Source organism: Paenibacillus sp. FSL K6-4396, assembly GCF_038002525.1.
GTDB lineage: Bacteria > Bacillota > Bacilli > Paenibacillales > Paenibacillaceae > Paenibacillus > Paenibacillus amylolyticus_B.
The window spans coordinates 3,144,474-3,167,505 of sequence record NZ_JBBOCR010000001.1; the positions used below are offsets into that span (position 1 = coordinate 3,144,474).

Annotated in this window: 16 protein-coding genes; 11 read left to right on the forward strand and 5 right to left on the reverse strand. The window is 44.7% G+C overall.

Translation table 11 applies throughout. The annotated features are described in order from the left end of the window. Window positions 1–40: 40 nt before the first annotated feature. From MHB85_RS13705 to MHB85_RS13715, 3 genes are all read left to right on the forward strand, one after another. The gene (locus tag MHB85_RS13705; RefSeq protein ID WP_074094904.1) at window positions 41–628 is read left to right on the forward strand and encodes a TetR/AcrR family transcriptional regulator; all 588 of its coding nucleotides are present in this window, start codon (window positions 41–43) and stop codon (window positions 626–628) included. 68 nt (window positions 629–696) lie between these two features. Beyond that, a complete protein-coding gene (locus MHB85_RS13710) occupies window positions 697–2,178 on the forward strand; it encodes a DHA2 family efflux MFS transporter permease subunit (protein ID WP_091017707.1) in 1,482 nt (493 codons plus the stop codon). A 311-nt stretch (window positions 2,179–2,489) separates the two neighbouring features. Then, on the forward strand, window positions 2,490–3,137 hold the full coding sequence (locus tag MHB85_RS13715; RefSeq protein WP_091016643.1) for a hypothetical protein: 648 nt from the start codon (window positions 2,490–2,492) through the stop codon (window positions 3,135–3,137). A gap of 87 nt (window positions 3,138–3,224) precedes the next feature. Here the strand turns inward: MHB85_RS13715 and MHB85_RS13720 are convergent, their stop codons facing one another. Continuing rightward, window positions 3,225–4,202, reverse strand: coding sequence for an alpha/beta fold hydrolase (locus MHB85_RS13720; protein WP_341073079.1), 978 nt, complete (start codon window positions 4,200–4,202; stop codon window positions 3,225–3,227). Window positions 4,203–4,401: 199 nt separating this feature from the next. Here MHB85_RS13720 and MHB85_RS13725 point away from each other — a divergent pair, with 199 nt between their 5' ends. Further along, entirely contained in the window at window positions 4,402–5,379 is a 978-nt protein-coding gene (locus MHB85_RS13725) for an MBL fold metallo-hydrolase (protein ID WP_091016640.1), read from the forward strand. Between the two features lie 53 nt (window positions 5,380–5,432). Here the strand turns inward: MHB85_RS13725 and MHB85_RS13730 are convergent, their stop codons facing one another. Next, window positions 5,433–6,014: a LysE family transporter gene (locus MHB85_RS13730; RefSeq protein ID WP_091016638.1), complete on the reverse strand. Its 582-nt coding sequence runs from the start codon at window positions 6,012–6,014 to the stop codon at window positions 5,433–5,435. A 128-nt stretch (window positions 6,015–6,142) separates the two neighbouring features. On the opposite strand from MHB85_RS13730, the gene MHB85_RS13735 reads away from it, so the two are divergent. Next, window positions 6,143–6,697 (forward strand): helix-turn-helix domain-containing protein, encoded by a 555-nt coding sequence (locus MHB85_RS13735; protein ID WP_105598573.1) that lies wholly within the window; start codon window positions 6,143–6,145, stop codon window positions 6,695–6,697. 133 nt (window positions 6,698–6,830) lie between these two features. On the opposite strand, the gene MHB85_RS13740 is transcribed toward MHB85_RS13735, so the two are convergent. Then, window positions 6,831–9,248 carry a family 43 glycosylhydrolase gene (locus MHB85_RS13740; RefSeq protein WP_341073080.1) on the reverse strand — a complete coding sequence of 806 codons (2,418 nt, stop codon included), beginning with the start codon at window positions 9,246–9,248 and terminating at the stop codon, window positions 6,831–6,833. Between the two features lie 385 nt (window positions 9,249–9,633). Between MHB85_RS13740 and MHB85_RS13745 the strand changes: the two genes are divergently transcribed. Then, entirely contained in the window at window positions 9,634–13,371 is a 3,738-nt protein-coding gene (locus MHB85_RS13745; RefSeq protein ID WP_192131784.1) for an alpha-L-arabinofuranosidase C-terminal domain-containing protein, read from the forward strand. 136 nt (window positions 13,372–13,507) lie between these two features. Here the strand turns inward: MHB85_RS13745 and MHB85_RS13750 are convergent, their stop codons facing one another. Continuing rightward, window positions 13,508–14,905: a TrkH family potassium uptake protein gene (locus MHB85_RS13750; RefSeq protein WP_197997669.1), complete on the reverse strand. Its 1,398-nt coding sequence runs from the start codon at window positions 14,903–14,905 to the stop codon at window positions 13,508–13,510. Beyond that, the gene (locus tag MHB85_RS13755) at window positions 14,889–15,554 is read right to left on the reverse strand and encodes a potassium channel family protein (protein WP_091016628.1); all 666 of its coding nucleotides are present in this window, start codon (window positions 15,552–15,554) and stop codon (window positions 14,889–14,891) included. Before MHB85_RS13755 ends, MHB85_RS13750 begins: the two co-directional genes overlap by 17 nt. Before the next feature lie 311 nt (window positions 15,555–15,865). On the opposite strand from MHB85_RS13755, the gene MHB85_RS13760 reads away from it, so the two are divergent. The 5 genes from MHB85_RS13760 to MHB85_RS13780 all read left to right on the forward strand — a co-directional run bounded on the left by MHB85_RS13760 (window position 15,866) and on the right by MHB85_RS13780 (window position 22,968). Continuing rightward, a complete protein-coding gene (locus MHB85_RS13760) occupies window positions 15,866–16,771 on the forward strand; it encodes an ABC transporter permease (RefSeq protein WP_091016626.1) in 906 nt (301 codons plus the stop codon). A gap of 15 nt (window positions 16,772–16,786) precedes the next feature. Then, complete coding sequence (locus MHB85_RS13765) at window positions 16,787–17,677, forward strand: carbohydrate ABC transporter permease (protein WP_091016624.1); 891 nt, start codon at window positions 16,787–16,789, stop codon at window positions 17,675–17,677. 62 nt (window positions 17,678–17,739) lie between these two features. After that, window positions 17,740–19,521: a histidine kinase gene (locus MHB85_RS13770; RefSeq protein ID WP_091016622.1), complete on the forward strand. Its 1,782-nt coding sequence runs from the start codon at window positions 17,740–17,742 to the stop codon at window positions 19,519–19,521. A 4-nt stretch (window positions 19,522–19,525) separates the two neighbouring features. Beyond that, window positions 19,526–21,205, forward strand: coding sequence for a response regulator (locus MHB85_RS13775; protein WP_192131782.1), 1,680 nt, complete (start codon window positions 19,526–19,528; stop codon window positions 21,203–21,205). A gap of 119 nt (window positions 21,206–21,324) precedes the next feature. Next, on the forward strand, window positions 21,325–22,968 hold the full coding sequence (locus tag MHB85_RS13780) for an extracellular solute-binding protein (RefSeq protein ID WP_192131780.1): 1,644 nt from the start codon (window positions 21,325–21,327) through the stop codon (window positions 22,966–22,968). Window positions 22,969–23,032: the final 64 nt, after the last annotated feature.

The following is a 23,032-nucleotide window of genomic DNA, read 5'->3' on the forward strand; positions in this document are numbered from 1 at the left end:
TAGACCGATTGTTATAATTATTTGAAGGAAGTGGCTTTCGTTGAGTGAAAAGTCTAATGCTAGAGAGTCCATTGTCAGCACAGCAGCGAGACTGTTTTTTTCACAAGGATATCATGCGACCGGTCTGAATCAGATCATCAAAGAGAGTAGTACGCCGAAAGGGTCGTTGTATCATTATTTCCCGCAAGGCAAGGAAGAGCTCGCGCACGAGTGTATTCAAAAAGCCAATGAACAAATCTTGCAGACATTTGAGAAAACATTTGCAGCCCACGACAATACGGGGGATGCCATTCAGAGATTTATTCATGATTTGGCTCATGAAACAGAAGCGGCAGGGTTTACCGGATTTCTGCCATTCAGCTTCTGGGCAGCTGTGGAGACTTCGTGTATTAGCCAGCAGTTGCGTATTGCATGTCAGGGTGTATTTGCAGATTGGCAGGATGTCATTAAGAAACATCTGATTCTGGATGGCGTTGGTGAAGAGAAGGCGCGGGAGACGGCACTTCTGATCATTTCTTTGATGGAGGGAGCACTGATTATCAGCCTGACAAATCAAGATAAACAGCCTCTGCTGACGGCTGCTGAGTATTTGTCGGTTGTGACGAAGAACGCCAAACAGATTCAATAAGTTATAGCAAGAGACAGAGAAAAAGAAAGTTTGATACGTTTGAGGAGGATGGGATCGTGGAGGTTTCCATGAAGGCTGATTCTGCACAGAATCAACAAGAAACGAAGCAATACAAGGTATTTCCGATTTTGTTCGCAATGCTGCTGAGCGGCTTTATAGGTCTGTTTGGTGAAACGGCATTAAACGTGGCTTTGACACCACTTATGGGTCTGCTTGAAGTTGGACCTACAACGATTCAATGGTTAACCACAGGTTACTTGCTTGTGTTGGGAATCCTGGTGCCGGTATCCGGTATGCTGTTGCAATGGTTTACAACCAGACAGCTGTTCACAACGTCCCTGATTTTCTCCATTGCAGGAACATTTGTTGCTGCACTTGCACCTAGTTTCGAAATTCTGTTGGTGGCACGGGTACTACAGGCGATAGGTACAGCGCTATTGTTGCCACTGATGTTTAACACCATATTGGTTATTTTCCCGATTGAAAAACGTGGAGCGGCCATGGGATTGATTGGTTTGGTTATCATGTTTGCACCAGCAAGCGGTCCGAGTATCTCCGGTCTGATTCTGGCTAATCTGAGCTGGCACTGGATCTTCTGGATCTCCTTGCCGTTCTTCCTGATCTCACTGGTATGCGGCTTGTTGTTCTTGCCGAATATTTCGAAATTGACCAAGCCCAAAATTGACGTACTGTCCATTATCCTTTCTACCCTTGGTTTTGGTGGTATCGTATACGGCTTCAGTAGTGCAGGAGGACACGGGGAAACTGGCGGAGGCTGGACGAGTCCGGTCGTTGTTGCCACTCTCGTTATTGGTGTGTTGTCCTTACTGTTATTCAGTATCCGTCAGTTGAGAATGAAACAGCCAATGATGGATTTGCGAGCGTTCAAATATCCGATGTTTACGATTGGCTTGATCCTGATTTTCATCTGTATGATGATGATGCTGTCATCCATGCTGATCCTGCCAATGTATCTGCAACAAGGTATGGCCGTTACAGCGTTAACTGCCGGACTGGTTCTATTGCCGGGTAGTTTGCTAAATGGTTTACTGTCTCCGGTCATGGGCCGACTGTTTGACAAATTCGGTCCGAAGTGGCTTGTGATTATTGGTCTGGCTGTCGTGACGGTTGTACTCTTCATGTACACTGGGATTACACCAACAACGACACTGGCCAAAATTATTACGCTGCATGTGTTCATGATGGTCGGAATCTCGATGATTATGATGCCTGCACAGACGAATGGTCTGAACCAATTGCCACGTGAGTATTATCCTCACGGTACTGCCATCATGAATACGTTGCAACAGGTATCCGGAGCAATCGGTACGGCTGTTGCGGTAAGTATACTGAGCGCAGGACAATCCCGCTTTTTGAGCGGAGTGGCGAATCCGGAAAGTCCAGAAAATCAACTGGCAGGTTTCACGTCAGGTGTACAGAATGCGTTTGTATTCGCATTGGTTCTGTCGATTATCGGTCTGATTACTTCACTCTTCGTGAAACGGGTCAAAGTAGGATCAACGCCAGGACAACAAGGTCCTATGCATTAATCCATTCACTAAAAATAATAATTAAATATTATATAAGAGCGATGTGTCCCTTAACTCTAAGGACGCATCGCTTTTTTGCATATTTATTCTATCTTTTTTGGTGTTGACGTGAAACGGGTTACAGGCTTTAGAGTAAAAATGTAGCCGGAATACGGCGGTTCAAAGAATGAATTTCAGAGCAAATACTTCATGTTCCGGCAAAATTGTATATGTTCATACTAATATAAAAGGGTAATATAGAATGTATTAGTACAATTTTTAACCAATTCGAAAACGGTTTATATTTTATTTTTACTCAAGGAGACATCGTTATGATCATCATCAATCCCATTGGCAATAACATTGAAAAGATGCTGTTGCACTACGAAAAAAATGGCCATCTCACTCTACAGGCTTCGCTTATTAGTAATAGCTCGGTTGTATATAGATTGCAAGACTATTGTCTCAAGGTATATGCTTCACGTGCAAGATTGGATGGGGAGATGGAAAGTGAAGCACTTAGGGCATTGCAGAGTAATTCTTATGCACCTACATTGTATGCGTATTCACCAGGTGAGTACACCCTGACAGAGTGGATTGAAGCATACAAACTGAAAGAGTACCGTGTGACATATGGACACATTCCTCCCAACTTGATATACGATATGTTTACGACGGAACTTCAGCAGATTCATGCTGGATATTGGGACTGGGATGTCATCCGATATGAGAATTTGCTCTGGACCAAGACAGGTGATGTGAAGAGAACGAACTTTTGGTTGTGTGAGCCTGTAAACTCCAGACGTGAGAGCTTATATAACCAAGTCATACGAAGAATTGATAACATCTACAATGGCGATCGAACCGAAATGGAGGCGATGCAGCAGTACTTTTACCGTCACCGGCTCACCTCATCTGAAATTGAACAAGCCTTCAGCGATTTCCGGTCTCAACGGCCAAGACTGGCGAAAGCACAATAAATCTCATACTTAAAACCCCAAAGATATTAGAGAATCTTTGGGGTTTCTTTCATGATATAACATAGTCCTACTTTAGTAGAGTGTACGTTACTTCTTCACCAGGGCCAATATTTCATCGGCAACGAGGTCAGGATGATATTGATGGATGTAATGGTCGGTATCTTTGATGGTTACCTGTTTCGAATCATCTGACCAAGATTTGAATTCTACTTGTGTTTTATCCCATTCGGGCTCACTTGCACCAAAGTAATCAGCCGTCATTATGGTGAGTGGAAACGGTAAGGTTTGCTTGTGATCTACAACCACTTTGCCATTTTCAGCTATTTCACGTAATTCATCCAACGTGTTTGCATTGCCATAGTTGTGCAACAGCGCAGTTGTATCCAATTTTTTCAGATCGTCGGGTACAAGTTTCAGTTCATTACGATTGGCATTGGATGTTTCCACAACCAAGTCAGATTGCATGGAGAGGCGGAATAGTCCGGTTTGGATACGGAATTTATTCGCAAAACCACCAATTGTGTCTGCCAAAGAGTCATCGTCATTCGAATAATATTCGGGGCTTCCGCCATCAATCATGACGATACCCTTGACGAGATCCGGGTATTTTTGTGCGAAACGGATGGTTTCCAGCGAGCCGAGCGAATGCCCAACTAATACATAAGGTGGCTTCTGTCCAGATACCTGCAACAACTCGTGTAATTCTTCAGCTATGGTATCGACATCACGTTTCTTATCGGTCTGATCACTATATCCATAGCCAAATCGGTCATATACAGCGAATTTTGTGTTGGGAGCAAGCTTTTCATATAATGGATAATAATCTACATAGGGATTAGCGGTACCCCAGCCAGAGGCGAGTACGACAGTTACATCGCCTTCTCCACCAGTATATAGATGCATATTGTCTCCATGTACTTTGTAGAGTTTTCCAGGGGGTACGAGTATTTTGGCATCTTGCCTTAAACCCACTTGTTGGTATATCACGCCTGTACCCAGAAGCAACAGAATTACCGCGAGGTCAAATATCAAAAACTTAACTAATCTTTTACGCCATTTCTTCATGTTCTCTCACATACTCTCCATGTATTTTCTCTATCATATATGCCCAATCTTATAGGAGAGAAAACAGAGTCTTAATTCTATCTTAATTAGCCGAAAATTGAATATCACCGGCCAATGAATTAATATATAGCTACGATATGAATAGTTCTCATCCAAATATTGAACCTAGATTGATTATATAGAACAGAAGGTATGTATAATGACAAAATACGAAAATCAGCTCCCGACATCAGCCGGCATGAACTTCAAGTCCCTGATCAGTATATTGAGAGATTCCATGCGTGGCAATGTAGAGCGGAGGCCATCTGGCACGATGCCTATGGAGATATGTGAACCCGCTGAAATCTTTAGTGCATCCGATAATCCACAGGTTACATGGTTCGGACATTCGGCTTTTTTACTCGAAATTGAAGGGCACAGGTTGCTCTTTGATCCGATGCTGGGCAATCGTCCATCCCCCGTGTCTTGGGTGGGTACCAAACGTTACAGCACCAATCTACCAATTCAACCGGAGGATTTCCCAACGCTGGATGCAATTATTATATCGCATGACCATTATGATCATCTGGATTATGACTCCATTCGCAGATTAAAGGATAAAACAAAGCGATTTATCGTGCCGCTTGGCGTCCGTCGTCGGCTGATTCAACTGGGTGTGCCTTCGGAACAGATTACCGAGCACAACTGGTGGGATGAGTTATCGTTCAAAGGTCTAACATTGGCTTGCACGCCAGCAAGACATTTCTCGGGCAGAGGATTATTCGACCGTAATTCTACCTTATGGTGTTCGTGGGTTATCGCTGGACAACATACCAAGGTGTTCTTTAGTGGGGACAGCGGATACGGTCCTCATTTCAAGGAAATTGGCAGTAAATACGGTCCATTTGACCTGACCTTGATGGAATGTGGGCAATATGACGAGCGTTGGTCCAACATTCACATGATGCCGGAAGAAACGGTACAAGCACATTTGGATGTAGGAGGTAAGTTGCTCATCCCGATTCATTGGGCCGCATTTACGCTGGCCTATCATGCCTGGAATGAACCGGTTGAACGGATTACGAAGGCTGCACATGCCTTGCAAGTTAAGATTGCAACACCTAAAATCGGCGAGAAGGTTGTGCTTCATACGGAGGAATACCCTACACATCCATGGTGGAGACCGGAATTAGGATAAAAAAATAAAAGCGTTCAGCTCATCAAATGAGTGGACGCTTTTTCTATTGCATTTTACATCAGTATTGATAATGCACTGTAAATTAACAACATACCCATGACGATATTAACAGGACGCTCGTATCTTAATAAAAAGCTCTGGAATAACATGCCACCAAACGCCCAGGTCATATTGGCACTAATACCGATGAAGGTGAGAAGTAAGGAAAATACGATTAATTGTACATGGGACTGCCCAAGAGGCAGAACAAAAACGGATATGGCAGTAAGCCCATACAGAATGACTTTGGGATTGATGAATTGCAGGGTGAACCCAAATAGAAATGAATAATGATTGACCTTGTTTTCCTGCGAATCTGCAGGTTTACTTCGCATGATTTTGAGCGCCAGATAGAGCATGTACACACATCCTAACACGTTTAAGACGGGTGTGATCCTAGGAATATATTGATGAAGAATAAGGTTGAAATAACTGGACAGAAACATAATTAGCAGGCAGCCGGCTGCAACTCCACTAATAAACGGAAGGGTCTTGCGGAACCCCTGATTTTTGGCATGCGTCATGGAAATGATATTGTTGGGTCCGGGTGTAAATGAAGCAATGATTGCATATGTCACTAAAGGTATAATGTTCATGGTTCCTCCACGTTTTCTTGGTTGTGTGATATAATGAACTGAAATGTACGTTACAGCGTACGGTCTTTATCATTGTACAACATGTGCGTTATGTAGCACAACATAATTATAAAATGGGAGGATGGATTTTGAAAAACATTAATAGTATTCTTGCTCAGAACCTGAAACAGCTTAGGGAACAAAGAAAACTTAGTCTGGACAAGGTCGCCGAAATGACTGGTATTAGCAAGACCATGCTTGGTCAGATTGAACGTGGTGAATCCAATCCATCCATTGCAACTGTATGGAAGATTGCTAATGGCCTGAAAACCTCCTTCACTGCTTTGATCCACGAGCCGAAGTCAGATACTACCGTTGTTACGGGGGATGATATTCAAGTATTGATGGAGGATGAGGGAAAGGTTCGGATTTATCCGCATTTTCCTTTTGAAGAGGGGCGTCGTTTTGAAATATATATGATGGAGATGGATCTTAAGTCTGAGTTGAATGCTGAACCGCATATCGAAGGTGCGGAAGAATTTATTACGGTCTTTGAAGGTGAAGTTACGATTCGAGTAGGGGCGGAAGATTATACGGTGAGTTCAGGGGAGTCGATCCGTTTTGGAGCGGACAAGCCTCACGCCTATGTTAACTCCGGTGCTAAGACAAACAAATTAAACATGGTCATTCATTATTCGAAGTGACAATAAAGCAGCCTGATGTAATGAACTGCAACACCGCTGTTAGTCGCCTCTAACAAATGGATGCAGTTCAATACATTGGCTGCTTTATAGGTTTGTTCGCTATGGAGTCCAACGTCTATGATAGGACTCTAACTTATGGCTTTTCTTTGGCCTGACGCTGGATTTCCTTGGCTGTTAAAGCCTTATCATATACTTTTACATTATCCAAGCTGCCTTTGTAGAACGGATCAGCCGTATAACGACTCTTGCCCAGATAAGCTTCGGTTACCTGCAGATCTTTCGGGTTAAAGGTGATCTCAGTGCTGCTTGCAACCGATGTACCATTCACATACAGAGTGCCCACATCACCCTGAAGGGTTACAGCGACATGAACCCACTCTTTAGAAGGCAGTGGATCTGCGGCAATGATGCTCTGATCCCTTCCCTCATTATGAATGGTGAATTGTAATGCTCCATTATGCTGGGATGGAGTGAGGAACATATGCCTCATCAAGCCATTTCCAAAGTCGAAAATACGCTGCCAGGACCCGCCACCGTCCCAATTGACCCAGGCGCTAAACGTGAAATCCGTTGTATCTGTAACGAGTCCAGGTAACTGAATGTAACTGTCGATTCCGTTAAATGTGGCAGCCTGATTTTTGCCACTTGCAGCAGAACTGACCACGTTAAAGGCTTGTCCGTGATATTCGTTTTTGCTATAATCCTGTGCGACTTTGCCAAGTTTCTTGTGTTCAAAAGTATACTCCCCGAGCAATGGGCTTACCGCTTGCTGTGGAATGATAACGTTAAACGTTTTGGAGCTTACCGCAGTTCCTTTACGAATCGTGGCGGTTAATTTCACTTTGGCATCGCCCTTACCAGCGCGTGGTCGCTGCACTACACCTGTAGTGGATAGAGCCGAAGCATTGGAGCTTTTCCACGTAATGTCTGCATCACTTGTTCCTTTGGTAGGCAGAGACAGATTGAAGAACACGTGATCCGTATTGCTAATGTTCAGATCCTTTTTCACTGCATCTACACTGTCTTGATCACTCCGTTCAACACCTTGACTTCCCCAGATGGCAATCCCGGAGGAGGAGAGGGCGCTAAAGGTCAGAACCGTACTTTGAGATTCCGAGTTCCATTCATGTGTGAAGACGCCTTTGTACACAACGTTATTCGAAGTGATCTGAACCTTGTTGTCTGCACCAAGACTCCATGTTCCTGTCACGGCACCCTGAATCTGCCCATCTGCCGTGAACTGAACGGTCTGGGATGGCTTGATGTCCGCTGTGATGTCCTTACCATGATTCACCCATTGGTACTGACCAGCGATCTCCTGGGTTGTCAGCTGGGTGGTATCTTCTCCCAAAGCCGCATAGCGATATGGAGAAACGACGGGCCAACCGTCTGCATTCATATGCATCTCATGTACGCGAACTTCATGCTCTTCGCCACGCCCTGGAAAGCGGGTATGGAAGATGAGAAACTGTTTGCCAGTCTCCGGATCAACATAAGCAGAGTTATGCCCTGGCGATACATAGCCGCTACCCAGGCCTGTGCCCGGATCACCGATCTGTCTCTCGAACAGGAAGTTCCCCATCAATTTGACTCCAAAAGGCTCAATAGAACGATCATCAAACAACGGTTTATCCTTGTCCGCTTTAACGTTGATCATATCGTTTCCTTCCGCATCAAGGAAAGGCCCATCCGGTGATTGGGAGCGAGCAACACGAATGTTGTATCCTCCATCAGCACCTAATCCACCGTAAGACAGGTACAGATAATAATAATCGGTTTCGGGACTGTAGAGCATATAAGGGGCTTCAATACGACTATGATTGCCTCCGGTCAGCTTTTTGCCATAACCTTGATTTGGCAGTGGTTTACCTGTCGTTGCATCCATCTCCAGAATGAAAATCCCTCCGGAATACGAGCCATACACCATCCATAACTTGCCGTTTTTATCATAAAAGACATCAGGATCGACCACATTGGGATGGATCGTGGCATCGTAAATGGTACCATCCTCACTGATCTGATCCCACATGCCGGATTTCAACAGAATGCCTTGATCCTTATAAGGGCCTTCGATATTGTCTGCGACAGCAATGCCAAGTGCTGATCGCGGAGAGTCCCCTTTACAAGCATTGTAGTACATATAAAATTTGCCGTCCGCCAATTGAATGACATCTGCTGCCCATAACGTATCTGTCTGCGCCCATTCCAGCGCTTCAGCGAATTCCTTGGTTACATTGGGGACAACCGGATTGTTATCCGTAACACCCGATGCGACGAGATCCCAGTTCAGAAAGTCTTTAGACTTGGCCACTTGCAAGTGTGAACCAAAAATATAAAACGTATCATCCACCTTAATGACAGATGGGTCATGAACGGAAACATTTTTGAATGATGTAGCAGGATTTGCGAGAGGTGTGGTGGAAGTCTGCGAGTTACCCACGGTTGCCCCTGAACCATTTGCGAACACCGAGACCGGTGCCAAAGTTGTTGCAGTAAGTAGAGTGGTGCTTAGAACAGAGATGTTAAGTACGCGAACCCAATAACGTTTCATACGTTTCCCCTTTCCTATTCCCTGGAATGAAAAATCAACCGATACTTGGCAGCACACGATAAAAGGTTCGGCAGACCTCCTTTGAGTAGCTCATTATATCAAGCGCTTTCATTTGTTATATTATCAATTGATTTATATGTTTGTAAACCATAAATGTAATGTTTATAAGAGTAAAATGAAAAATAAATAAGAGACGGGAAGAGGCGATAAAGGTCATTACATTCAAATAAACCAGTTGTCTTTCTCAAATTTAGGATTGAAATGGGGATCGATGATGCGATATTATTACGTTTAAGAAATGTGTTTAACTATTTATCAATCATTTTATATTAATACGAATCAAAAGCGAGAACCGACAATTCCCAACTACATAGGAGGTAAGAACATGAGCACATATCAAAATCAATTAATCGCACAATACACGTTCGAAGATGCCGGTCAGATCGGGAAGGACAGCTCCGGTAAGGGACATGATGGTATAGCCAAAGGTGAGATCCTACCTGTGGTATCCGAGTTGAAAGGAAGATCCGCGGTGACTTTCAACGGGGGAGCGAATGGAACTTCTTATCTGCAACTACCCTCGAATCTGCTTCGGGATGTAAGCGATAACACAGGAGTTACGATTGCCACTTGGGTGTTTCTGGGCAAGGGGTCCAATGTGTGGGAACGCATTTTTGACTTTGGTAAAGGGGAGAAGGGACCGTATTTATTTTTGACACGTCAGCTTCTGGGTACGTTATATGCCGGAGATAATCTGGTTGTTCATCCAAGTGGGGGAGTTGCAAGCGGTGAATGGATGCATATTGCACTCTCCGTGGCAGGCAGTCAAGGGGGGACGCTCAGCAGTGCGGGTCCGATTGTATATGTGAATGGGGAGAAGGCCGCAGACGGCTCGATCAGTCAGACATCCAGTGGCAATTATGCCAAACTGCGCGAATGGTTTGATTCGTTCACTGATCCTGAGAATTATAGCCAGAATTATATTGGACGATCCCAGTATGCAGCGGATGTGGATTTTGCAGGTTCGTTATCCGACTTTCGGATCTATGGGGCAGCGCTCACCATGGATGAAGTTATTGAAGTGATGTGTGAATCACTGACAGATGAAGCGATTGTGAAGCTTGCGGCAGACAAGTATTTGTCCTTCCCCAACCGAATTATCACCAAAGATGTGTCACTGCCCCCACATTTGCTGGGTGATAAAGTGACGGTTCAGTGGAGTTCCAGTAATCCGGAAGTCCTGTCTGAGAATGGAGAGGTTCAGGCAATTACATCCGCACAAGAGGTTACGCTCCGTGCGCTTCTGAACAGAGGTGATCGTAAGCTGAGCCAAAGCTTTGACGTGTCTGTTGTGCCGGCGCATCTTCCGCCTTATACGGTCACCATCCATGGAGATCAGAAGGTGGCTGACATCAGTGAAGTGATGTATGGTTTGTTCTATGAGGATATTAATAACGCCGCAGATGGCGGTATCTATGCGGAACTTGTTCAGAATCGATCATTTGAATCTTTTGCATTTGATACATACTCGCATGACTCTGGAGAGTGTGGTTGTTCGACAGGTCGAAATCGTGAGCCTTTGTTTGCCTGGTCAGGCGATACGGATAAAATGCTCGTGCAGCATACGGATGGACTAAACGTTCACTTTAACGTGGAAGATCCTGAAGTAAATGCTTATTATGTCACGGTTCAGGATGGGGCAACGATTCGGAATCGTGGATTCTCAGACTCTAACCAGTATTGTGCCATGTCCATCAAGCAGGGTGAAACATATGACTTTACCGTATGGGCAAAAGCAGAATTGGCAGGAACGATCACTGTTCAATTGCAGGATAGAGAAGACACTTCCATCAGTGATTCGGTAACGTTACATGTTGAAGGCGGAAACACATGGAAGAAATACGGCTTGTCACTTACCGGAACGGAAACTGTACTTGGTCAATTGGCACTTACGTTTGCAGGTGATATCTCCGTCGATATGGTGTCCTTAGTGCCTCAGAATGTATGGGGATCTGATCCGACAGAAGAAGGGATATCTGCTACAGCACATGCCAACTACACAGGTAATCCGAACTATCGATTGAGAAAAGATCTAATTCAGGCACTCGCAGATCTGCATCCAAAGTTCCTGCGTTTTCCGGGAGGCTGTATCTCGGAAGGGTCCTTCATATGGGACAACGTATATGATTGGAAGGATTCTGTAGGACCCGTTGAGCTGCGCAAAGAGAATTATAATGTCTGGGGTTACATGATGACGATGGGGCTTGGTTATATGGAGTACTTCCAGTTGGCGGAGGATCTGAATGCTGCTCCGGTTCCAGTGATGGCTTGCGGTGTGTTATGTCAGGCACGTTCGGATTATGCTCATCCTGCGGGTGGCGCATTAAGGGATTATTATATCCGCAACTTCACAGACCTGATCGACTTTGCGCTCAGTACAGATTTTGAACACAACGAATGGGCGGGGGTACGAAGCCAGATGGGACATCCTGAACCGTTTGATCTTCGTTATCTCGGCGTAGGTAATGAGAACTGGGGCACTGAGTTTTTTGCCAACTTCGAAGTATTCAAACGTTCGATAGATGACTACATGAAACAGAACTACCCTGATCATGAACTGCACATTATCTCGACAGTTGGTGCTCAGGCGGATGATAATGCGTACCAGGAAGGATGGAAATTCCTCAGCGGGAACCTCACCGGGTCAGCTCAAGTGGCTTTTGCCGATGGTACTGAGGTGATTGAGGAGACGGTAACCTGGTATGAAAATCAGGACAATTATATGGACACCATCGCAGATGAGCACTACTACCGCTCCAATGAATATTTGCTGAATAACGTAGATCGATACAACTATTATGACCGGGCTTATCATGAAGATGGAAGTATCGATTGGAAAGAAACATCCAAAGTGTTTGTTGGAGAATATGCTTCCACGGACAAAAACACGCTGGCAGGAGCGGTCGCAGAAGCTGCGATCATGACCGGATTTGAAAATAATGCAGACGTTGTTCGTTTGGCTGCCTATGCGCCATTGTTCAACAAAGTACTAACGGACGGTACCTATCGCTGGACGCCAGACTGCATCTGGTTTGATGATGAAACAGTATGGTATACACCGAATTATTATGTACAGCAGCTTTTTGCAAAATATGTAGGGGATCAGGTGCTTGAAACTTCATTCTCCACCTATAGCAAAGGTAAACCGCTGAGTCTTATTCCGCGTGGCGGCATCGAAATTGCAACAGGGAATGCAGAGATTGTGGTGAAACGAGTCACAGTCACGTCCAATGTGGATGGCAGTTTGATGTTTGATGAAGATTTCAGGGAACGTACAGAGCCTAGTGAGGCATGGAACCAGATTCCCGGATCGGAAGGATACACGTTAACCGAAGGGAAAGGACTCATTTTGAAAGCACAATCAAGTGGATTGAATGGATTGTATCTGCTGAATGACGAATGGACCAACTACAAAGTTCACGTTGAGGCTGAGAGAATCTCGGGTGAGGATGGTTTTTACATTGGCGTGGGTCTGACGGATATCTCACCTGAGAACAAGGAAGTCATTGAGTACGCAATCAGTTACGGCGGGAATGCAACAGGCGTGAAGGTGTACAAACAAGGGATTGAAGGTTATACACTGGGAGACTATTCATCCAGCTCGGCAGCAGGTAACCTGAGAGCGGCCAATTATGAACCACTCGAGAATGGGACCGATTATACAATCACGGTTAACTATGGTGGGGATACAGGAAAGAATCTGATCTGCTCGTATACGGATGGGCTCCATCCCAGCAAAGTTCTGGATTTCAAGCTGGAAGCCTACAACCGGGAAGTATTCCACTCTGTTACGAAAGATGATCGTCATGTGTATGTGAAACTGGTAAATGCAGATGATGTGAATAAATCAACCCAGATTTGCCTTCAGGATCTGAAGGTGGAAGCTTCAGCCAGACTGATCACGCTTACGGGAGAAGATCATTTGGTGCATATTCCAAATGTGAATCAGAAGAATGATGAGAAAGTGATTCCCCAAGAACAGGAGATAAAATTGAATGGTGAATCAGTGATCGTTGGTTTGTCAGCTCATTCGGTAAATGTTCTTATTATGGATCTTCTGTAAGAAAATATAAAAATAAAGGCCCCCTTAAGCAGACATCTGTTGTTTGCGATAAGGGGGCGTTTTGCTATTGAACTTGTTTTGAAATAAAAGGAATTACTTTTCCGCAATAAAATTAACATGTCAGTAGTCCGGGATGTTAACCAATAAGGACATGGTCCTCTGCATAACCGATTTTGGATGTGCGTTTCTTCTGAGCCAGTGCAAAAGCCAGAGTTAAGGGTCCCAATCGTCCTGCAAACATCGTAATAGAGACTATAATTTTACCGGTAACACTCAACTCACTTGTCAGACCCATCGAGAGTCCAGTGGTGCTAAATGCTGAAGTGGCTTCAAACAGAACATCCAGAAAATGATTTTCAAGAATGCCTTCGGATATGGATAGCAGAATGGAGATCCCAAGCACAAAGGCGAGAGAACTTAAGACAACAGCGAGTGCACGCATTACTGTTTCTTCTGCAATTTTACGCTCAAAAGCATGAATCTGTCCGCCGCCCCGAAATGTTTGTATGGTCGCAAGAACAAGGACCACAAAAGTATTGATTTTAATTCCTCCACCTGTTCCGCCGGAAGAAGCCCCAATGAACATTAGGATAATAATGAAAAATTGGGATGTGGCCAACATACTTCCAATGTCAATGGTATTGAATCCAGAGCTTCGAGGAGCAGTACCCTGAAATAGAGAAGCCCATATACGTTCACTGTAAGATAAATCAGCAAACGTAGAAGGATTCCAACTCTCGAGTAAAAAAATGGTGATAAATCCAAACAAGTACAGAGTAAAACTACCGATTAACACAATTTTTGAATGAAGGGAGAGCTTTCTCCATGAACGTTTGCGGAATACATCCACAACCACAATATAACCTAAGCCGCCAATGATAAAGAGCGTAATTACTGTAAGATTAACAATCGGGTCACCAACAAATGGAGTAAGGCTATCACTCCAAAGAGAGAAACCCGCATTATTGAAGGCAGAGATGGAATGGAATATGGCGTAATAGAAAGCTTGTCCCCATCCCAAATCGCTCTGCCAGCGCAATGTAAGAACCACGGTAGCCAGAGCTTCAAAAGCAAAGGCTATAAGTACAATATACATGGATAACTTAACCAGACCTTGAGCAGAGGAGGTATTGGTGGCTTGTTGAATAAGAAGCCTCTGTTTCAAACCAATCCGTTTCCCCAGAATAATGGCAACCATTACACCTAGTGTCATGAAACCCAGTCCACCAACCTGAATTAAAATCATGATGATGACCTGTCCGAATGTTGAAAAGACACTCCCTGTATCCAAGACAATCAGCCCATTTACACATATAGCGGAGGTTGCTGTGAACAAGGCATCAAGTAAACCGATGGAATTCCCGGTACTTGAAGATATCGGCAGTGCAAGCAATATGGCTCCGATCCAGATGAGAGTGAAGAAGATCATCATGATGAGTTGTGGAGGGCTCATATTATTTTTCAACTTGTTTACAATCGATTCAATGTTTGTCAGAGTCGGAGTTCCCATCACGCGTTTATCTCTTTGGCTCATAATCGCTCTCCAGATTTCGAATGTCATCGTTACTACCTATTAACAAGAGCATATCTCCCGCACGGACTGTGTCTTCCGCCATGGGTGAGATATTCAGGTTATTCCCTGTTTTGATGGCGATAACCGTACATCCATATTCAGCCCGAATATTGAGTTCTAGCAAAGTCTTCTGATTCATACTTAAGGGAGCTTTGATCTCGACCAGATTATAATCTGAAGACAATTCAATGGAATCAATAATGTTGTCTGAGCTAAGCTGATTTCCCAGCCTTGTGGCCATGTCACGTTCAGGATAAACGATCTGGTCCGCACCAATCTTGCTAAGCACACTGCCATGGTTATCATTTTTTGCTTTGGCTGTTACTTTGGGCACATTAAGTTCTTTCAATAACAAAGTGGTTAGTATACTTGCTTGCAGATCTTCGCCGATCGCGACAATAGCGTGTGAAAAGTTGCTTGCCCCAAGCTCCATAAGGACTGATTTGTCAGTGCAATCTGCTTGTACCGCATGGGTTGCCACCGTTGAAATCTCCTGAACAAGAGTTTCGCTTTTGTCTACAGCGAGCACTTCATGCCCATTTTTAATGAGTGTGTGTGTCAAGCTTGAACCGAATCGTCCAAGACCAAGTACCATAAATTGTTTTTTCATAATATCCCTCATTGTAATCAAAATAAATAACAGTTTCCTCTACACCCTAATGGTAAATATTACATTACGTACACTGGAATGTAAGGTTTCATATCGTAGTTAGCAAATCCTGTCCGTCATGTCTATGTCTAAGCATATCTCAAAAGAGTTCATTCTAATGGCTTAAGAATAGAATTGCAACTGATTCGATTCTTTTTTGGTATGGCGGTTGAACTGTGCAAAGGGTCAACAAAAGATACCCAAAGTAAATAGCCTACACTATTGCGGTGATCTGGCTGCTCCTATAATAAACGTTGAAGGAGGAGTCAGCTATGCGTTCCAACTACAAACAATTTATCCGAAACGTTCCGCTTCATCTTATGATTCTACCCGGACTGCTGATTATTATTGTATTCGGTTACATTCCGATGGCGGGGCTCTCTATTGCCTTTCAGAATTTCTCTCCCATTGCCGGATTCAAAAACATGAACTGGGTGGGCCTAGACAATTTCAGGTATCTGTTCGATCTGCCCGGTTTCTCGCAAGTTGTATGGAATACGGTGTTTATATCAACGATGAAAATTGTGTCCGGCTTGGTCATTCCGGTACTTGTAGCCTTATTACTCAACGAGGTTCGCAAGACAGGTTTCAAAAGAACGATTCAGACTGTAATTTATATGCCTCACTTTTTCTCTTGGGTTATTCTGGCGGGAATCATCGTGGATGTGTTATCTCCCAGCACGGGGATCGTTAATATGTTGCTCAAAGCCCTCGGAATTGACCCAATTCAATTCCTGGCCAGTAACGAGTGGTTTCCATACATACTTGTCATCACAGACCAATGGAAAGAATTCGGATTTGGTACGATTATCTATCTGGCTGCCCTCACGAATATTGATAAGTCACTCTACGAAGCCTCTGTTATGGATGGAGCGGGAAGATGGAAGCAGACATGGCATATCACACTGCCAGGCATTCGCCCGATCGTAATTTTGATGGTAACGCTTAGTCTGGGGAATGTACTCAACGGCGGTTTTGATCAAGTGTTCAATTTGTATAATCCTTTGGTGTATGAATCAGGAGATATTCTCGATACGATGATCTATCGGATTGGATTGCAGGATGCACAGTATTCTGTATCCACAGCGTTGGGGCTGATCAAATCTGTCGTTTCGTTCATTTTTATTGGACTTGGTTATTTCTTGGCCTATCGGTTCGCGAATTATCGGATATTCTAGAAAGGAGGCAGAGTCATGCACCACGCTTCAAGAGCCTATCGGTGGTTCCTAGGGTTTAACTACGTCATCCTGACGATTCTTGCCTTGTTATGCTTGTTCCCGATTGTGAATATATTAGCGATTTCATTTAGTTCAAGTGATGCGGTCAAAGCGGGAAGTGTCACATTCTGGCCTGTGGATTTTACATTGTCCTCCTATCAATACATTCTGGAAAATCAGCAGTTCCTGAACTCATTTGGCACGAGCCTTCTCCGTGTAGTCCTGGGGGTTACGACCAACTTGGTATTCACCATTCTGGTGGCTTATCCACTCTCTAAAGAGGCTACGAAATTCCGTTCAAGAACGTTCTATGCCTGGATCTTCGTATTCACCATGTTATTCAGTGGGGGATTGATCCCGGGTTACCTGGTGGTTAAGGAAGCGGGCTTGTTGGATTCCATCTGGGCCCTGATTCTGCCAGGTGCTGTTCCGATCTTTAATGTACTTCTAATGCTTAATTTCTTCCGGGGATTGCCGAAGGAACTTGAAGAGGCCTCCTGGATGGATGGGGCAGGACATTTCCGCACGCTATGCAGCATCTATCTTCCTATTTCACTTCCCAGTATTGCGACCATTACGCTGTTCGCCATGGTAGGACACTGGAACGCCTGGTTTGATGGCATGATCTACATGAAGAGTCCGGAAGGTTATCCGCTTGCTACCTATCTTCAGTCCATGTTGCAGCAGGTGACGATGATTCAGAGCGAGATGATGACGCTGGAAGATGCAACGCTCTTAAGTCAGGTATCGGATAGAACCACCCAAGCTTCCCAGATCTTTTTGTCCGTTATTCCGATCCTGCTTGTGTATCCGTTCCTGCAACGGTATTTCGTTCATGGTCTTGTCGTCGGAAGTGTAAAGGGATAAGATCGATAGGAGGAAAACCGATCGATGGAAGGAGCCGATTTCTGGCTCCTTTTTTGCTATTGATGAGAGAGCGTGAGGAAAGGAGGAGGGAAACTTTGCGATTCATCCGGGGGAGATGGAGAGAGTCATCCATTGTCGTCAAACTGATGATTGCTTTTGTACTGGTCATTCTGCCCTTGTATGGGATAAGCATTATGATTACGCAAGTCAGCTCCAAACAAATGCAAACGGAGGTGGAGAAGGCACATGAGTCCAAATTGTACTTCTACCATAATCATCTGCAATTCGAATTGGAGCGAATGAGTGCACTGGTGACCGAATTTTCATTTGATGAAACCATGTCCACACTAAGTACACGAGCCGCAATTATGAGCAGGTATGAAGTCACGTCCAGTCTGAACAACATTCACAATAAGTTGGGTCAGATCATGGTGACGAGTCCCTATATTAGTGATGTTGTGTATTACGTTCCCGCTCTGCATAAACGGGTCAGTGCGGCGGACGGAATTCGGGATGTAGAGGATACCGAGTGGAAGAATCTGCTCGCGACGATGGGGAATCTGAATGGCGAATTATCACATTCCAATAACGATCTCTATTTCCTGAAAAGTAATCCATATAACATGAACCATGAGGAACCACCCAATTTCATATTAGGGATACGCTTGTCTGCTGAAGAACTGAAACATCGTTTGCAGCAGCTATCGGAAACGGGCGAAAGTGAGATTACACTGAGTTTTGGTGAACAGCAACATGTAGTGATTTCTTCTTCCGAGCAGCCAGCACCTGTAAAACCGATCCGAACAGTTTCGCCGGAACCGTCTGAGTCCATGCAAGTTACAAAGTTCCAATCTGATCCATATCTCTATTATTCGTTGCATGATAAGGATCACTCGTTCACCCTGACAGCTACTATACCGCAGGATGTGCTGAGTGCGCCGCTGAAACAATACAACGTATGGTTATGGATGGTGACCTTCATGTCAGTTGTAATTATTATTGTCTTCTCGTTTTCGATCTACAGATCGATTCACCAACCGTTAGCGTTGCTCATCCGAGGATTCAGAATGGCTGAACAGGGCCAGACAAGTGTACATATTCCTTCATCCAGAAGGGATGAATTCGGCTATTTGTACTCCCGATTCAACCATATGATAGAACGCCTACATATTTTGATCGATGAGAATTATGTTGCACGCATTCGAACAAGTGAGGCGGAACTCAAACATCTGCAATCCCAGATTCAACCTCACTTTTTATACAACAGTCTGTTCAGCATCAAGCAAATGGCTGAGGTGGAGAATGTGGAGCTCATTCAGGAATTCACCGACTACCTGGGTCAATATTTCAGGTATATGTCTCGGGATTCTCATACGGAGGTATCGTTGGGGGCTGAGATTGACCATGCGCTGGTCTATGCATCGATTCAAAAAATTCGGTTTGGTTCGAGGATTCAATTGGAATTGGAGGATCTGGACGCAAGATACAGAGACATTTCCGTTCCCAGAGTTATGATTCAGCCGATCGTAGAGAATGTGTTTGAGCATGCACTAGCCAAACGCAGCCAAGGAGGTATTCTACAGATCTCGTACCAAAAGGGCCTGGACAATCTATCCATTCGCATTGAGGATGATGGGGATCAGTTAAGCGATGAAACATTGATTTATCTGCAATCTGCATTTGAGGAAACAGAGCGGAAACATGGAAACGAAGAGATAACCGGGCTCATCAATGTGAGTCAGCGATTAAGAATCAAATTCGGGGCTGGTTATGGTCTTACAGCGCAGCGAAGTGAGCTTGGTGGGTTGTGCATTATAGTGAAGATTCCATGGGAGGGGGAGTAATGTCATGCAGAGGATGCTTATTGTAGATGATGAACCCGTTATTTTAGATGGACTGTATGCGTTCTTTCAAAAAGCAAATCTTCAGGACATGGAGATAATCAAGGCATACTCTGCCTATGAAGCTATCGATTGGCTGAACTCGGTCAAGGTTGATATTGTACTCAGCGATATCTGTATGCCTGGCATGGATGGCATGCAGTTAATTGAGCAGATTATGGATCGGTGGCCACGATGCAAAGTCCTATTGCTGACAGGTCATAACGAATTTGATTATGCACACCAAGCTATTCGGAATCCTTGCGTTGTTGATTACCTGTTAAAGACAGAGGGCATGAATCACATTCGGGCTGCGGTAGAACGGGCATTAACACAGATCTCGGAAGAGAATGATTTTCGCTACCAAGCTGCATGGTTTCGCAGTAAATTGCCACGAGCGCTGCCCCAGTTACAGCGTCAATTGCTGCTGGATGTGCTGAAGCGAACGGATAGACCTGATATCGCTTCACTTCAGGAAGAGCTGGATGCCGTGCAGCTCCCCTTCCAATCTGATCAACTTGTTATTCCTGTGATTATAAGAGTGGAGGAGTGGAACAACTACCAGTCTCAGGCGGACCGCAGTCTCATCCGGTATGCCGTTGCCAATGTTGCGGAGGAGTTGCTGCAGGACAAGGCCAAGGTGAAGGCAATTGATCTGGACACTCAGGTCATCGCTTGCTTTATTCAATCGCAAGGGGCGCATCCGTCCCACATATCTAATAATGAAGGGGAACGAGGGAGTCAGCTGGATAACTGGCAACAAACTCTTCGTTTTGTCTATGGAACACTGGAGTCTGTGCAGCAATCCTGTGCGGACTGTCTGAACCTGTCTGTATCTATCATGGTCAGTGAGCAGGCGGTAGAATGGAGCGGGGTTAATCAGGCAATCGGGCAGTTACGCCTGTCGATTCATGAGAGTCCCGGGCTTGGGATGGAGAAGCTGCTGCGTGTAAATATCCAGGATGAATTGCCTTACACCCCTAGCATCATGAATCAACAGGGTGTTGTAACGCTGCATCTGGATCAGATCAAACAGCGAATAACCGCCGGGGATCGGGAATGGATGGAGTCTTTCCATAAATGGACCGAGGCTGCGAAGGAAGGGCTTCAAGATCCGTTCTTCCGCATGAAAACGTATACGGGTGCAGCGAGTGTACTCATTGAAGTCCTGCACGAACTGGGGTTGTATGAATCGGCAATGGAAGAAATATCGCTTTCCCGAATGCTGCATTTTGACATCCATACCGCATGGTCTGATCTGGTCATCTTTTATCAATCGGCATACGAATGGATGATCTCCAAACGAAGCGATGCTCGCCTGAATGATCAATCACAGATTCTAATTACGATCCATCATTACATCAAGCACCATCTGGAGGACGACCTCTCACTCACACGGATCGCACAGGAAGTCTCTCTTAATCCTTCTTATCTGTCGCGTTGGTACAAACGGATTACAGGCAAAGGCATATCCGACTACATCCATGACCGCAGAGTGGAGCGAAGCAAAGAGCTGCTTCTGGGTTCTTCCTGCAAAATGCATGAAATATCCGCGAAAGTTGGGTTTAGCGATCAGCATTATTTTTATCGTTTCTTCAAAAAAGCAACAGGCTGCACCCCTCAAGAGTTTCGGGATCAGAAAAGTTAAATGATATCTCAAATGGTAAATCAAAGATACCAGATGTCAACGGGATACACTCGAAGTGATAGCGCTTTCTTTGTAATATAAAATTATACCTCACGGGAGGAGAAAAAAGGGGGATTCGCATGAATATATCATTTAAGAAGTTCTCATTATTAACATTAACCATGGTACTGGCCACCACGTTTGCTGCCTGTTCATCTGGTGCGGGAAGTGCCGAGAATGAAGCTGAACCGAACACACAGCAGGATGCGGGAGGACCACTTACGAAATATGACCCACCCATTAAACTGACTTCCACCATGAATGAAACAGGGAAAGAATCGCTTGCCCAAGGAGATACACACGCCAATAACATCTGGACCAGAGGGTACAAGGATGAACTTGGTATTGATGTAACGTACGAATGGATTGTTCCGGATGCCAATTATAACGATAAGATGAATGTCACATTGGCGAGTGGTGATCTGCCGGATGTCCTGAAAGTGAGTGCTGTTCAATTCGAACAACTGCATGAAGCAGGAATGCTGGAGGATCTGACCCAAGTATATGACAAGTATGCATCCGAACTGGTGAAGGAGTTCATGTCTGCTGAAGATGGAGCAGGTCTGAAGCCAGTAACGAAGGATGGAAAAATATACGCCATGGTGAGTTTCCCAGGCTCGCTGGATTCCTCGGATATGATCTGGATTCGTCAGGACTGGCTGAAAAAGGTTGGTCTTGAAGCGCCCAAGTCCATGCAGGATGTCATCCAGATTGCGGAAGCCTTTACCTTCGAAGATCCAGATGGAAATGGCAAAGATGATACGTATGGTATTGCCTTAAACAAAGATTTGCCTATTAATGCGTTCTTGCTCGGTTATCATGGTTATCTCGAAACCTGGATTAAGGATGCTTCAGGTCAAGTCGTGAATGGAACGATCCAACCGGAAGTGAAAGAAGGATTGCGTGAGCTTCAGACTCTGTATCAGAAGGGTGTGCTTGATCCTGAATTTGGCGTGAAGGATTTTGCTAAAATGATGGAGGATGTGAATGCAGGCAAGTCAGGCATGTTCTTCCTGCCACAATGGGCACCATTTCAGGTTAGCAGCATGATTAAAAAAGACAAGAACATCGACTGGATGGCTTACCCGGTTCAATCGATTGATGATCAGCCAGCCAAAACACAGAATCATCTTAGTCTTGGCGGTATATTTGCCGTTCGTAAAGGCTACGAGCATCCAGAAGCGTTGATTAAACTGCTTAATTTCCAGGCTGAAAAAATGTTCGGTGAGTCTGCCAAGGAAGAACGGGCTGCTTATTTGAATGGACTGACCGGTCTTGGTTTTCATAATGCAACGGTCTCCAACCTGCCAGCCAACAAAAATGTGAAGGCGCAGGATGAAGTAGAGCAGGCGCTTGAAACAGGAGATACGTCCGGATTGGAACTCGAAGCGAAGCTGTTCTATGACGATATTATGGATTATCGGAATGGGAATCTCGACAAGTGGCATATGGAGCGTATCTTTGGCCCAGAGAGTTCACAAGGTGTGATTAAATATTATCGGGATAATGACCTCATTGTCATGAATGAATTCATCTATGCACCGACGAGAACAATGAATACGAAGCAAGCTACACTGGATAAACTGAGAGCCGAGACGTTTCTGAAAATCATCTATGGTAACTTGTCGATTGACGAGTTTGATAATTTCGTAGCCAATTGGAAGAAACTTGGCGGGGATCAAATCACACAAGAAGTAAACGATACCATCGCAGCTAACCAATAGCATGATTGATTCATAGTATCCAAGAATGGAACATGAAAAATGGTGCGCCCCTTAAAGGGAGGCA